We start from the raw sequence: 13,628 nt of genomic DNA on the forward strand, positions 1-13,628 counted from the left end.
TCATTAAAATTACTGGTGTTTCTACCTAAATGACCTGTTAATCTGGCGGGCAAGCCATTGCAATCTTTACTCAGCCATGATTACTGAATAAACTCTTGTTTTTTCAGTGCCGGAAACCTAAATGTTCATCGCAGAAATCCTGACTGCAAAGGGCCGTGCTGCCGACCTACTCAGCGCCGCCCGAGATGCGTTCCTCTCCCAAGGCTACAAGAAGACTTCGGTGAGCGAGATAGCTGATGCCTCCGGTATATCCATGGCACACATCTATAACTTTTACCCGAGCAAGCTAGAGCTTGTTTGCGCCGTTGTTGCGGCGGAAGTTGCGAAACTTGTGGCACGCCTTGAAACCGCGACTGATACCAATGCAAGCGCCTCCGCTCGGCTCAGCAAATTTCTTCTGATGGAGTTTGAAGAGACCTACCGGCTGCTGGAACACAACCAAGGTCTCGCGGATTGCCTACGGGTTCTGGAGCAGAAGCGCCCTGAGGACTTTGAAGAGCTATTCCGTCTGGTACGCCAACCAATGCACACGATCCTGCACTCTGGCAATCTGGCAGAAGAGTTTGATTTGCGTGAAGTGAGCCAAGTGGCGCGGCACATTCATGCTGCGACGATGAAATTTCGCTTTCCTCAACTCTATAGCCACGAACCCTATGACATTCAGCGCAAGGAATGCGTTGGTGTGATCAAGCTCGTTCTCAGGGGCGTTGAGCACCGCTGAGAACGAGTTGATTCTTAGTAACCGGGCCTGAGGCACGTTGACTGTTTTGTAAGACTTGCAGATTTAGCCCCCTTGAAATTCATAAATACTCCTTCTCGTCCCTGTCATTTACGACGAGCTTCTGAGTGATTTTTCTGTTTTAAAATCAAGTATTTATAAAGACCACAGTTCTAGACTTAGTTGTATCAAGTTATCTATCACGTCTGAATTTTTGGCCGTGTCATCCTCTAGCGTATTTTGGGGGCACCAATGAGTCGCTTAAGAGTATTTGCGTTTGCGGTATTGGGATTGCTCAGCTTCAGCGGCCATTCCTTTGCTGTTGAAAGCCCACCTGGGGTCGGGGTGGACGAACCTTTTGATCCTTACAGCGAGGAATTTATCGAAACGACGGAGATTGTACCTGTCTACATCTGGGATGGTGCCTACGTGGGCATTCATGGCGGCTGGGCGCGCCTCCACGACACCAATCGCTTCAACAACAGTGGCTCAGAGTATAACGGCGGGACTGTCGGCCTGTATGGCGGTTACAACTACACCTATGAGAATTTCCTGATCGGGGTCGAAGGCGAAGGCGCCTACTGGGCCTTTGGCGAGCGTTCACGCGGAAACCTTGCTTTGAGGTCGGATTACTTCGTTTCTGCAAAGGCACGCGTGGGTCTGACCTATGGCCGTTTCTTAGCTTACGTGAATGGTGGTGCAGCTGTTTCCACGTTCCGGGTCTCCAATCCTAACTTTGGTCCCGGCACCGACAGCAACACCATGTTTGGCTATGTTGGTGGCGCAGGCGTTGAGATTTTCGTGACCCAAAACCTTCTTGTGCGTCTGGACTACGAGCAAATTGTGTTTCCGGGCCGCAGCTTCACGATTGGCACCACGCGCTTCAAAGAGAACATTGACAGCGATACGCTCCGTATTGGACTGACTTATAAGTTCTAGGACCTGAAAGCTCTAAGCACTTGGGCCCAGATTGAAAAAAGCCGCCTCGTTTCAGCGAGGCGGCTTTCTTGTATTCAGGCAGCTGTTTTAGCGCCACGCGTTGATTAGACGCGACGCTCGACCATCATCTTTTTGATCTCAGCAATTGCCTTTGCAGGGTTCAGACCCTTTGGACATGCCTGAGAGCAGTTCATAATGGTGTGGCAGCGGTATAGGCGGAACGGATCTTCCAAATTGTCCAGACGCTCACCAGTCGCCTCGTCGCGGCTGTCGATCAGCCAGCGATAGGCCTGCAGAAGGATAGCAGGGCCGAGGTAACGGTCGCCATTCCACCAGTAGCTTGGGCAGGAGGTGGAGCAGCAAGCACACAGAATGCACTCGTAAAGACCATCCAGCTTCTGGCGGTCTTCGTAGGACTGCAGCCATTCTTTTTCAGGCTCAGGTGTGGAGGTCTTCAGCCATGGTTCGATAGAACGGTGCTGCGCGTAGAAGCGTGTCAGATCCGGTACAAGGTCCTTCACAACAGGCATGTGCGGCAGAGGGTAGATTTTGACGATCTCGTGAGAGCATTCGTCAGCACCCTTTGTACATGCCAGTGTGTTGGTTCCGTCGATATTCATCGCACAGGAACCACAAATACCCTCACGACAAGAACGACGGAAGGTCAGTGTTGGGTCGACCTTGTCCTTGATGTAGATGAGCGCGTCCAGAACCATTGGGCCGCATTCGTCAGCATCAACATAGTAGGTGTCGATGCGTGGATTGCGGCCATCATCCGGAGACCAGCGGTAGATGCGGTACTCACGGGTGTTGGTGGCGCCTTCTGGTTTCGGCCAGACCTTGCCCTCTCCCATCCGGGAGTTTTTTGGCAGTTTGAATTCAGCCATAACGTTTACTCCTGGTTTCGGCGCCTTAGTAGACGCGGGCTTTCGGTGCGATCTTCTTCATGTCGATGCCACCTTCTTCGTAGGTGGTCAACGGCTCAAGAACCACTGGGCGGTAGCTCAAGGTCACCTTACCATCCTCGGAGAGGTGGGAGATGGTGTGCTTACGCCAGTTTTCGTCATCACGACCACCCAGAGGACCATCTTTATAGTCTTCACGAGCGTGCGCACCACGGCTCTCTTTACGGGCTTCAGCGCCGTAAACAGTGGTGATTGCGTTGGCCATGAGGTTTTCAAGCTCAAGCGTCTCGACCAGATCGGAGTTCCAGATCATGGAGCTGTCGGAAACGTGCAGATCGCTCATTTCATCCCAGATCGCGGAGATGCGCTTACATCCCTGCTCAAGGCTTTCCTGAGTACGGAACACGGCAGCGTCTTCCTGCATGGTTTTCTGCATCTTCAGGCGCAGCTCCGCTGTTGGGGTGGAACCCTTAGCAAAGCGCAGCTTGTCGAAGCGAGCCATGATTTTCTGGGAGGACGCTTCGTTCGGCTCTGGAATTGGAGCTTCACGGTCAACAACTTCACCAGCACGGATTGCAGCTGCACGGCCAAACACAACAAGGTCGATCAGGGAGTTGGAGCCGAGACGGTTTGCTCCGTGAACTGACGCACACCCTGCCTCACCAACAGCCATCAGACCTGGCGCAATTGCGTTTGGATCTTCTTTGGTCGGGTTCAGCACTTCACCCCAGTAGTTGGTTGGAATGCCACCCATGTTGTAGTGAACGGTTGGCAGTACCGGGATCGGCTCCTTGGTCACATCAACGCCTGCGAAGATCCGTGCACTTTCGGAGATGCCCGGAAGACGTTCAGCCAGCAGATCAGGATCGAGGTGATCCAGATGCAGGAAGATGTGGTCTTTGTTTTTGCCAACACCACGGCCTTCGCGGATTTCCATCGTCATACAACGGGAAACAACATCGCGAGACGCAAGGTCTTTGGCGGAAGGTGCGTAACGCTCCATGAAGCGCTCGCCTTCGGAGTTTACGAGGTAACCACCTTCACCGCGCGCACCTTCTGTGATCAGACAGCCTGAGCCGTAGATGCCGGTTGGGTGGAACTGAACGAACTCCATATCCTGCAGAGGCAGACCCGCACGGGCGATCATACCACCGCCATCACCTGTACAGGTGTGAGCGGACGTTGCTGAGAAGTAAGAGCGTCCGTAACCGCCAGTAGCCAGAACAACCATCTTCGCAGAGAAACGGTGGATTGTGCCGTCATCGAGGTTCCAGGCGATCACGCCCTCACATACGCCCTCTTCTGACATGATCAGATCAAGTGCGAAGTACTCGATGAAGAAGTCAGCGTTGTGGCGCAGAGACTGGCCATACAGCGTGTGCAGGATCGCGTGACCAGTCCGGTCAGCAGCAGCACAAGTGCGCTGTACCGGGGGACCTTCGCCGTAGTTCTGCATGTGGCCGCCGAATGGGCGCTGATAGATCTTGCCTTCCTCGGTACGGGAGAATGGCACACCGTAGTGCTCAAGCTCATAAACAGCTTTTGGTGCTTCGCGTGCGAGGTATTCCATCGCATCGGTGTCACCAAGCCAGTCAGAGCCCTTTACAGTGTCATACATATGCCACTGCCAGCAATCTGGCGTCATGTTCTTCAAGCTGGCTGCGATACCACCCTGTGCTGCCACAGTGTGGGAGCGGGTTGGGAACACCTTGGAAATACAAGCTGTTTTAAGACCCTGCTCTGCCATGCCAAGCGTTGCACGGAGACCCGCGCCGCCAGCACCAACAACCACAACGTCAAACTTGTGGTCTACAAACTCATAGGCCTTACCGCTCTGGCTTGGCGCTGTTGATACACCGGTTTGTTCAACCATTGAGATCAGCCTCCGAAGCTGATTTTAAGCACTGCAACGACTGAGCTGAGTGCGATAATAGAGGCGAAGAAAATGTTACCCATGAGCAGAAGGAGTTTGAGGCCTTCAGAGTGAATGTAATCTTCGATGATGACTTGCATGCCCAGTTTCATGTGCAGGCAACCAACAAGGATCACCAGTAGCAGCAAGATAGAAATGAACGGATTTTGAAGCGCTTCTGTGAAACTCGCATAGTCGGCACCTTGCAGTGCGATAACGAGGATAACAAAGAAGGAAATCAGAAATACGTTGGCTACAGCGGTTACACGCTGGCGCCAGAAATGTGTCGTACCATCTTTGGCAGAACCCAAGCCGCGTACTTTCGCGAGGGGGGTGCGCATATCGGACATTGGTTTCTCCTTTAAGCGACGATGTAGCCAATGATCCAGAGGATCACTGTGAGGCTTACGGAGCCAACGATTGTTGCGCGAGCCATCCAGTTCGCAGTAGGCAAGTCGAAGCCGTGGCCCATGTCCCAGATGAAGTGGCGAAGGCCACCGATCATGTGGTGCACAAGAGCCCAAGTAAATCCGAAGAGGATAAGACGGCCCAAGAAGGAACCGAATACATCCATTGCGAATTGATAGGAATCAGGCCCTGCTGCAGCAGAGACTAGCCAGAACGCCATCAAAATCGTTCCGAAGTAAAGCGCAGCACCGGTGATGCGATGCAAAATAGACATCACCATCGTCACGATCGGCTTATAGATCTGAAGATGGGGCGACAATGGCCTGTTGGCCTTGAGGTCAGCGTTCGCCATAAATCTCTCTCCCGTCCCTAGTTATAGTTACGCTTACGTAAACGTAACAAAACAAGGCGTTGTATGAGGTTCTAATACCGTCAGTTTCGAGGTGCGTCAAAGCATCCTATGCGACTAAATGCTTTTTCTACTCGGTTTGCCATAAAAATTGGCCGAAATGATTAGAATTTGCGGTGCAAACTTTGTTGGTTTTCACCTGATTAAGTAACAGGACTCTATCAGTTTGCTATCTTGAGTTTTAGGGTCGTATTTTATTTCACTGAAATTATGCAATATTTTTCAGAAAATAACTTAAAGTAACATTACGTTTACGTAAACGTTGCTCGATTTGATTGCTCATTCACCGTCCGCCCCTATCAATTCAGAGCAGCGTCTTCTGAGTTCCTGTTTAAGGATCTCAAACACTACATCCAACCTCAGAAAATCTCCTTCAGATTTCACAGGCCTACGCCTCACGCGTCTCTGTTTCAATCGATGTTCATCATCGAGCGAAAAGAAGAAGGAGAATAAGATGAGCTATGCATGGTCAAAAGGCCTACATACTTTCCGCGTTGACGAGCAGCTAAACTGTATGGAGGGGGTCTATGACGGTGACAACACCCTAACCTCCAGCGTTTGCTACGCAGACCATATCGCTTACGAACCCGGCGAAAATATTCTAATGCCAAATGGAGTGTGGGCTCAGGAAGGCTACATGACCACCAATCCGACACGGCAAGGACTTGGTTATATGATCAGCTTTGCTGCGGCGTCGGTTGCCATACGCGACCGAGTGAATTTCATTTATGTCTCATCGGGTAGTGTCGCAGGCGGTGGTTCAGCGCTGATCAAAAAGCTCGGAGGAAAATTCGATCTGGATCTCGAGTTTAACACGAGTAAAGGCAACAGAGTAAAGCTTCCAGGGTACCTTATCCGCACCTCAGACATGATCAAATTCTCTGCTGAGGGATGGAAGAACAAAGGTTGGACACTGACCGAAGCTCGGGATTAGAGCTTAGTTACCTGAGTTGTATCTTCTATTGGCTGACGAACTGAAGCGGGGCAAGCATTGGCTGCTCCGCCTCGGCTCACGAACTAATGTAAGGTGAATTCGCAGTACTCCACGCCGCTGTCGTAGAGCGTTGAGGAGATACATGTGAGGTTGATAGTTTCGGCGACATTGGCGAACAGGGGCGTTCCGGACCCACAGAGGACGGGGGCTACTTTTAAACGCATCACATCGATCAATTTATTTGCAGCGAGCAGGCCTGCGAACATTCCGCCGCCGCAAAGATAGATGTCCCCACCCTGCTCTTCTTTGAGCGCAGCAACTTGCGCTGCGAAATCTGTTCGCACAGTCTCAACCTCTGCGCTTGCAGGGAGGGTTATTCCCTCAGAGAAAATCAGATGGCGCATATGTGGGTACGCTCTTGCCCCCGCAGGGAGGCCAAACGCGTACGCGAACTCATAGGTATGGCGGCCCATGATCACAGTATCATAGGTTGCTAAGCGTGCATTATAGGCGTCTACATGATCACCGGTGTGTGGGAAGATTGAAATGTCGCCGTTTGGGCCAGCGATAAAACCGTCGCGGCTTACGGCGACGTCATAGATAATGCGTCTCATAAAGACTCCATCAAAAACGAATAGGCATCAAACACCGCCCACGCTGGACGCAGGAGTGTTTCCGGGTAGGTCTTGGATGCCTTAGTTGTTCACTGACAGAGTCCTCCTCATTGTTTGGAAGCTGGCTGAGCTTGCAGGCATGTTGAAACAGAAACTTGGCAGGGTCAATCCATTTGGCCTCACGACCGGATCAGCGCAGTGCTGAATGACGCTGCTGCGTTGTTTCAGCCACAACACTAAGCCATACACCCCCTGAAATCTCACAAAACAGCCGTTTCTAGAGCACCTTTTCCATGTACCTGACCGACTTTCCGTTGCCTTCCAGTTCTGCTTCTCCGACGATTTGGAAGCCTAGTGAAGCGTGGAATGCGTCTGATGCGGGATTTGGGGGAGCTGAGTTCACTTCACAGACGATGCGCTCATATCCATTTTCCTTGGCGAAGTTGAACAAATCGCTGTAGAGCTTACGCGCGATGCCCAGCCCGCGTGCGGCTTTGGAGATTACAATGCGGTCCACATAGAGGAAGTTCTGGTAGTCGGCGCAGAACCATTTGAAGTTGATAGAGGAATTCTCTCCGTCCTGATCATAGGCGATCAGCAGACCCGCCTCTTTCTCGGCGACCCTTACATAGGTAGCCTTATCAATCAGACCGGTGAATCCACCCCGTGTCAGAGAGGAAAGTTCAATTGCGTGCTCTTCATTCAGAGCATGCGTCCAGCTTAAATCATCAGCAATAAAGCTTCGAATAGACAAGGTAGCTATTTCCAGTTATTTCGTTTTATTGTAGTTTTATTAGGCTCTAGACGGCCAAATTCCGTCGTGTGCGGAGTGTCTTGAAGACATGCACCATGAAAATTGTCGCGAACAGCGGGGTGATCAGGTTCACGATTGGAATTGCAAGAACGAATGCGACGATCAAACCTGCAGCAAACACAGTTCCGCCCTGCGATTTCCGAAAGGCTTTTGCCTCCTGCACTGACATGAAACGCATTGCCACAAACTCGAAATATTCACGGCCAAGCAGATATCCGTTTACCAGCAAGAATGCGATCTGACCGACGCCAGGAATGAAGAACAGCATCAAAGCGAAGATATTGGCGACGATTACGACGCCGACGAAACGAAGCGCCGTAACAATTGCCTCGCCAAGCGGCAGCGCTTTGCCTCTCCTGTCTTCAGGATAGGAGTTCTCTTCAACAAGCTCTGAAATCTGGTCCTGATAGAAGGCCACGACCATAGCCGAGACTGGTGCAAGGATATACCCAAGCCCAATCAACGCGCCGATGCCAGTCACGATACCTACCGTGATGTCCTGCCAATCCTGCGGCAGATCGATAAAATAGCCGACAACGCCCTGAATGGCGATCCAGACTACGAGGAGAAGAAGCAATGTCAGCCCGAGGGCTTTGAAAAATATGCTTCTGAACTGCGGTTCAAAAACCTGAGAAAATGACTTTATTGCTGCCGATAACATCTCTTGCGCCAAATTCATGAAAACAGAAGGCACTCAGAGCGGGATGCGTTCCCTCTCGGTCACACTTCTTGCTCCAAGTCGTTGCTTTATGCGTAATTTGATCCGAAATTCACAGAGCGCTTTTCGGAGTTACGTCTTAGATAAGCATTTCCCAGTCGGCAACAAGAGCTGATACCATTAGATTCCAAGCTTACTGGGCAAGCTCCAGCTCGTCGAACAATTGCCACTTCAGGCCATCAATATCAGCAGAACAGGCTTCAAGGTCCGCTGGGTCAAAGCGAAACCAGCACCCGCCACCCACATTTGACGGCTGATCGAGAGCACGGTCGATTGCAGTATTGGCCAGATGGCATTTGAGGAGTGCTCCCACGGCTCCGTGACCAGCAAAAAGGACGGGCTCTCCATTCGGTATTGTCGTTAGTGCTTGCTTGATAGCGGCTACGACACGGCTTTGAGCATCCAATGCCCTCTCCCAGTCGCGGACACTTACTGCAGGCCGGCTGAAGAACTCATCTGCAACACGTTCAAACTCCTCAGGTTCAATGAAGCCAGTGGCGCCGCGTTCATTTTCATGAAGGTCTGGGGCCGTGATCAGCTCCATCCCTAAGTGGTTTGCGATGATCTGACCTGTTTCGATCGCCTTCTTTTCGCGACTGGAAATGACGTGATCAATTTCCAAAAGCCACGGTTGGCGCAGGCCTTGTTCCAGACGTTCCCGACCTTTATCCGACAAATCCCATTGCGAGACCGGGGCTGCCGGATCGATATCAACGTTCGGGTGAGTCAGATATATACAGTAAGTCATGGCACCTCCCCGGTGCCATCAGGCACCTGTTAAATAACCACTGGCTCTATTCGACCATGGGTCATTGTTCCTCGGTATATTTCTTGATCAAATAATGCGCGATGGAGATATCAGGGGGACAAAATAGACCTGACTCCGCCTCGCCTCGGAGCATCTTCAGTGTCTCCTCTTTGGAAAACCACTGACAATCCTCCATTTCTTCATAATCGATATTCAAGTCCGTCGTCAGCGCCTCGCCATGGAATCCGATCATAATATTCGACGGGAACGGCCATGGCTGGCTGGCGACATATTCCACCTTACCAACTTTGATGCCTGCTTCTTCGAAAACTTCACGGCGGACGGCATCTTCGAAGGTCTCGCCTGGCTCCACAAATCCTGCCAGCGTAGTATAGACATTCTCCATCAAATGGTACGGGCGGCCCAACAGGAACTTATCCCCATGGGTGATGATCATTATAACCGCTGGGTCCGTTCTTGGGAAATGCTGGCCTGAGCACGATGGGCAATCTCGGCGATACCCAGCCTCGACAACTTCAGTAGGCTCACCGCATTTAGAGCACATCTGATGGGTTACATGCCACCTGCCGACGGAGGCCGCTTGTGCCATCATTCCGAGCACTCTTTTGCTTGCAGCAGACTTCATAGCTATTCCGCGAAGTCCGTAGGCTGCGTATGGCCCGAGTTTTTCCAGTGCTTTATCAAGGGTTTCTGGATCTGCCGCGTAGCGGACGCCAAAATATGGGCGGTCCCCATCGCCCTCGTCGATCCCTAGGAAGATGGTCAGCGCATCAGCAATATTAAGCCGCTTGAGCATCTCATTTGAATGAATAAATGGCTCGTTCACCTGCTCCTGATTGCAGATGAAACTGTCGTTTGCCTGAATAAGAAAACGTGCGTCAGAACTGGCCTTGAGCGTCGTAACCCACTCAACATCCTTACGTTTTGCACCACAGCGATTGAGCGAATCAGCAGAATAACAGAGCGCTGCAGAGGCATCGTAAACCTCAGTAATCTCGGCCAGCATTATGAATTCCTTAAATTATAAAATTCCGTGAAGTGAACCCGAGATAGCACCGAATTGCAATCGTGTGACAGTATTTTCTGATTTCTGATTTGGCAGAACTCTGTGTAGATTCACAGTCTCGTCCACAGTAGCGGGCGGTAAGCATCAATGAACGCTTGCAAAATAACTGCAAAACGCCCATATACACGAGCGGGAGGTTGGTGGTGGACGAGCCACTCGCCAACCGGGTCAGATCCGGAAGGAAGCAGCCCTAACGAGTCCATGGCACGGGTCATCGTGCCAGCCTCCCACCTAATTTTCCCCGCGCCCATACTCGACAAGCGGCCGGTCTTCGTCTTGAATGGCCGGGAGTAAGTTTTACCTTGCCTTTGAATTGGCCGAGGAATTGGGCGATATGGACGGAATAGACCTTCAGCAAGAGCACCAGACGACAACAGGCGCGGAAGATGGTTCTTCCAGCAGCAGCGATGGTGCTTATCGCGTTCTCGCCCGTAAGTACCGACCGAGCACGTTTGACGACCTATATGGTCAGGAACCGATGGTTCAGACTCTGCAGAATGCATTTGAGACTGGACGTATTGCGCAAGCCTGGATGCTGACCGGGGTTCGCGGGGTTGGCAAAACAACGACTGCCCGTATTCTGGCCCGTGGGTTGAACTACGACCTACCGGGTGAAATCGATAAGCCTACCATACACTTAGATAAAATCGGCACGCATTGTCAGGCGATCATGGAAGGTCGTCATGTAGACGTTATCGAAATGGATGCAGCGTCTCACACAGGTATTGACGATATTCGCGAGATCACAGAAGCGGCGCGGTATCGGCCTGCGAGTGCACGTTACAAAGTATACATCATTGACGAAGTGCACATGCTTTCCAAGTCGGCCTTCAATGGTTTGTTGAAGACGCTGGAAGAGCCGCCGGAGCATGTGAAATTCATCTTCGCGACCACAGAAATCCGTAAGGTTCCTGTAACTGTCCTCTCCCGCTGTCAGCGGTTTGACTTGCGCCGGATCGAGAGTTCTACGCTCGTTTCCCTGCTGCGCAGCATCTCTGACAAAGAGGGGATAGAAATCACCGATGAGGCTTTGACGCTGATTGCGCGGGCGGGTGAAGGTTCTGCCCGTGACAGTTTATCCCTTTTAGATCAAGCGATTGCACATGGTGCGGGCCGGATTGAAGCGGATGAAGTGCGCCAGATGCTTGGCCTAGCCGACCGCAGCCGGGTGATAGATTTGTTTGAGCATGTGATGCGCGGCGACATTGCCAGCGCTCTTGGTGAGCTCAAAGCCCAGTATGATGTTGGCGCCGATCCGGCAGTTGTCCTCTCTGACCTTGCAGACTTTACCCATTTGGTGACTCGCCTGAAAGCGGTACCGAAGGCGGGTGAAGAGAACTCTGTGACCGAGAGTGAGCGGCAGCGTGGGCGGGAGTTTGCAGACAAGCTTTCCATGCGCATTCTTTCCCGAACATGGCAGATATTGCTGAAGGGGATTAATGAAGTGCAGAACGCGCCCAAGCCATTGGCTGCGGCGGACATGGTTCTGGTGCGCTTGTGCTACGCCTCTGATCTGCCTGATCCGGAAGAAGCCTTGAAGCTGCTGAAGTCCGGCCAGTTCTCCCCTGCCCGCGGCGGCGCACCAACCGGCATCGCCCCGCAAGGTGGCGGCGGCTCAAGCGCCAGCGCGAGTTCCTCCGGTGGAGGGTCCGCTCCTCAGCTACGCGCTGTTGCTGGTGGCCAACCGATGACGCAAGCCGTTGGGTCTGCACCGCAATCAGCGCCGCAGATGCGACAGGCCGAGGAAGTTAACGAGAAGATTGCGATTCGCTCATGGGCTGAGGTTGCCCAGCTTGCCGCCCGTATGAAGGACATTCCGGTCAAGGTTTCCGTGGAGCGTGCGCTGCGACTTGTCAACTTCCAGCCGGGCCGCATTGAGGTGCAGCCGACCGACATTGCGACACCTGATGCAGCTGGCGAACTGGGCCGAAAGCTGACAGAATGGACAGGTCGTCGCTGGATTGTTGCGGTTAGCCGCGAGCAAGGCCGACCGACTTTACATGAAGAAAAAGAAGCTAACCAAAGGCAGTTGGTTTCTGATGCGCATTCTGATCCGGAAGTGGTGAAACTTATCTCTGCCTTTCCCGGTGCGAAGGTTGTTGATGTCCGCATTTTGAAGCAGGAGGAAGATCTCCCCCTTGAAGAGGCGTCCGAGACTGTCGACATAGAAGACATGGACTCGATAGATTTCACCCAAGATTTCTAAGGTTTCTGTGATATGAAACCTGATGAGAAGAATAGAAGAAGCGCTGACATGCGCTCAATAGACGTTTAAGGAGCGAGTCGATGGACTTTCTTAAAATGATGAAGCAAGCCAAGCAGATGCAGGAAAAAATGGGCGAGCTTCAGGAGACTGTGAACGAGCTTTCTGTTGAGGGAACCTCAGGTGCAGGCATGGTCACCGTTACTCTGAATGGTAAAGGTGAGATGACTGGCTTGAAGATTGATCCGTCTCTCATCAAGGCCGATGAAGTTGCGATTTTGGAAGATCTTATCCTCGCTGCGCATAATGATGCGAAGGGAAAAGGCGAAGCGCTGGTACAGGAGCGCACGCAGGACCTGATGTCCGGCATGGGTCTGCCAGCTGGGATGAAACTCCCGTTCGGCTCCTAAGTTCTTCAGGCTTTACCTGTTGCCAAAACACCGCGACCCTGCGCCGATTTGGCAGTTGACCTGAAACGGGTTTATTCCCTCTTGCCCGCCTCTTAAGGCGGGCATAGTTTCTCTGGCACTATCTCGCAAACCGACTTTGCGGGAGCCTTTTCTTTCTCGCAGAGAGCATAGATTTTCGATGAGTACACGCAGGGTTGCTGGTCCCGAAATTGAACGCCTAATTCAGTTGCTTTCCAAGCTGCCGGGCCTTGGTCCGCGCTCTGCCAGACGCGCTGCCTTACATCTGGTTCAGAAGAAAGATCAACTCCTTATCCCGCTGGCGGAAGCTATGGGTGTGGCGGTTGATCAGGTTGGCATCTGCTCTGAATGTGGCACTGTGGACACCTGCGATCCTTGTACTATCTGCTCAGATCCGCGCCGGGATGGCTCCACCATCGTGGTGGTTGAAGACGTCTCTGACCTTTGGGCGCTGGAGCGGGCATCTGCTGTGAGCGCGCATTATCATGTCCTCGGCGGCACCCTGTCTCCGCTTGACGGCATTGGCCCGGATGACCTGAACATCTCCAAGCTGATTGAGCGTGTTGAAAACGGCAGTGTGAAAGAAGTTATCCTCGCGGTCAACGCGACCGTTGAAGGACAAACAACTGCGCATTTCATTACAGACCAACTTGCGCGGTTTGAAAGTGTGAAAGTGACCCGTTTGGCGCATGGCGTGCCGGTTGGCGGGGAACTGGACTACCTTGACGAAGGCACATTGGCACAAGCTTTGCGAGCAAGAACAAAGTTTTAGCGGGTTTCTTGATCGGCTC

The 13,628-nt window shown here is 52.2% G+C and carries 15 protein-coding genes and 1 other RNA gene; 7 read left to right on the plus strand and 9 right to left on the minus strand.

Annotated elements, in window-relative coordinates; genetic code table 11:
- The first annotated feature begins 121 nt into the window (after positions 1–121).
- Together IE076_RS05940 and IE076_RS05945 are read left to right on the plus strand one after the other, a co-directional pair.
- On the plus strand, positions 122–721 hold the full coding sequence (locus tag IE076_RS05940) for a TetR/AcrR family transcriptional regulator (RefSeq protein ID WP_189435858.1): 600 nt from the start codon (positions 122–124) through the stop codon (positions 719–721).
- A 249-nt stretch (positions 722–970) separates the two neighbouring features.
- The gene (locus IE076_RS05945; RefSeq protein WP_189435859.1) at positions 971–1,657 is read left to right on the plus strand and encodes an outer membrane protein; all 687 of its coding nucleotides are present in this window, start codon (positions 971–973) and stop codon (positions 1,655–1,657) included.
- Between the two features lie 104 nt (positions 1,658–1,761).
- Here IE076_RS05945 and IE076_RS05950 read toward each other — a convergent pair whose 3' ends face one another.
- Genes IE076_RS05950 through sdhC form a run of 4 tightly spaced genes read right to left on the minus strand, consistent with a single transcriptional unit; the run spans position 1,762 to position 5,234 of the window.
- Positions 1,762–2,544, minus strand: coding sequence for a succinate dehydrogenase iron-sulfur subunit (locus tag IE076_RS05950; protein ID WP_189435860.1), 783 nt, complete (start codon positions 2,542–2,544; stop codon positions 1,762–1,764).
- A 25-nt stretch (positions 2,545–2,569) separates the two neighbouring features.
- A complete protein-coding gene (gene sdhA / locus IE076_RS05955) occupies positions 2,570–4,435 on the minus strand; it encodes a succinate dehydrogenase flavoprotein subunit (RefSeq protein WP_189435861.1) in 1,866 nt (621 codons plus the stop codon).
- A gap of 5 nt (positions 4,436–4,440) precedes the next feature.
- Entirely contained in the window at positions 4,441–4,824 is a 384-nt protein-coding gene (sdhD, locus tag IE076_RS05960; RefSeq protein ID WP_189435862.1) for a succinate dehydrogenase, hydrophobic membrane anchor protein, read from the minus strand.
- Positions 4,825–4,835: 11 nt separating this feature from the next.
- Entirely contained in the window at positions 4,836–5,234 is a 399-nt protein-coding gene (sdhC, locus tag IE076_RS05965) for a succinate dehydrogenase, cytochrome b556 subunit (protein ID WP_189435863.1), read from the minus strand.
- Between the two features lie 511 nt (positions 5,235–5,745).
- On the opposite strand from sdhC, the gene IE076_RS05970 reads away from it, so the two are divergent.
- Positions 5,746–6,225 (plus strand): hypothetical protein, encoded by a 480-nt coding sequence (locus IE076_RS05970; protein WP_189435864.1) that lies wholly within the window; start codon positions 5,746–5,748, stop codon positions 6,223–6,225.
- Positions 6,226–6,308: 83 nt separating this feature from the next.
- Here the strand turns inward: IE076_RS05970 and IE076_RS05975 are convergent, their stop codons facing one another.
- From IE076_RS05975 to nudC, 5 genes are all read right to left on the minus strand, one after another.
- On the minus strand, positions 6,309–6,839 hold the full coding sequence (locus IE076_RS05975) for a dihydrofolate reductase family protein (protein WP_189435865.1): 531 nt from the start codon (positions 6,837–6,839) through the stop codon (positions 6,309–6,311).
- Positions 6,840–7,116: 277 nt separating this feature from the next.
- Positions 7,117–7,593: a GNAT family N-acetyltransferase gene (locus tag IE076_RS05980; protein WP_189435866.1), complete on the minus strand. Its 477-nt coding sequence runs from the start codon at positions 7,591–7,593 to the stop codon at positions 7,117–7,119.
- A gap of 46 nt (positions 7,594–7,639) precedes the next feature.
- A complete protein-coding gene (locus tag IE076_RS05985; protein ID WP_189435867.1) occupies positions 7,640–8,314 on the minus strand; it encodes a sulfate transporter family protein in 675 nt (224 codons plus the stop codon).
- Between the two features lie 190 nt (positions 8,315–8,504).
- On the minus strand, positions 8,505–9,119 hold the full coding sequence (locus tag IE076_RS05990; RefSeq protein ID WP_189435868.1) for a histidine phosphatase family protein: 615 nt from the start codon (positions 9,117–9,119) through the stop codon (positions 8,505–8,507).
- Between the two features lie 61 nt (positions 9,120–9,180).
- Positions 9,181–10,146 carry an NAD(+) diphosphatase gene (nudC, locus tag IE076_RS05995; RefSeq protein ID WP_189435869.1) on the minus strand — a complete coding sequence of 322 codons (966 nt, stop codon included), beginning with the start codon at positions 10,144–10,146 and terminating at the stop codon, positions 9,181–9,183.
- 192 nt (positions 10,147–10,338) lie between these two features.
- Here nudC and ffs point away from each other — a divergent pair.
- From ffs to recR, 4 genes are all read left to right on the plus strand, one after another.
- An RNA gene (ffs, locus tag IE076_RS06000) (signal recognition particle sRNA small type) lies at positions 10,339–10,437 on the plus strand.
- A gap of 103 nt (positions 10,438–10,540) precedes the next feature.
- Entirely contained in the window at positions 10,541–12,412 is a 1,872-nt protein-coding gene (locus tag IE076_RS06005) for a DNA polymerase III subunit gamma/tau (protein ID WP_209008898.1), read from the plus strand.
- Positions 12,413–12,492: 80 nt separating this feature from the next.
- Positions 12,493–12,819, plus strand: coding sequence for a YbaB/EbfC family nucleoid-associated protein (locus tag IE076_RS06010; RefSeq protein WP_189435871.1), 327 nt, complete (start codon positions 12,493–12,495; stop codon positions 12,817–12,819).
- A 178-nt stretch (positions 12,820–12,997) separates the two neighbouring features.
- Positions 12,998–13,609 carry a recombination mediator RecR gene (gene recR, locus IE076_RS06015; protein ID WP_189435872.1) on the plus strand — a complete coding sequence of 204 codons (612 nt, stop codon included), beginning with the start codon at positions 12,998–13,000 and terminating at the stop codon, positions 13,607–13,609.
- Positions 13,610–13,628: the final 19 nt, after the last annotated feature.

Source organism: Pseudovibrio japonicus, assembly GCF_014651595.1.
Lineage (GTDB): Bacteria > Pseudomonadota > Alphaproteobacteria > Rhizobiales > Stappiaceae > Pseudovibrio > Pseudovibrio japonicus.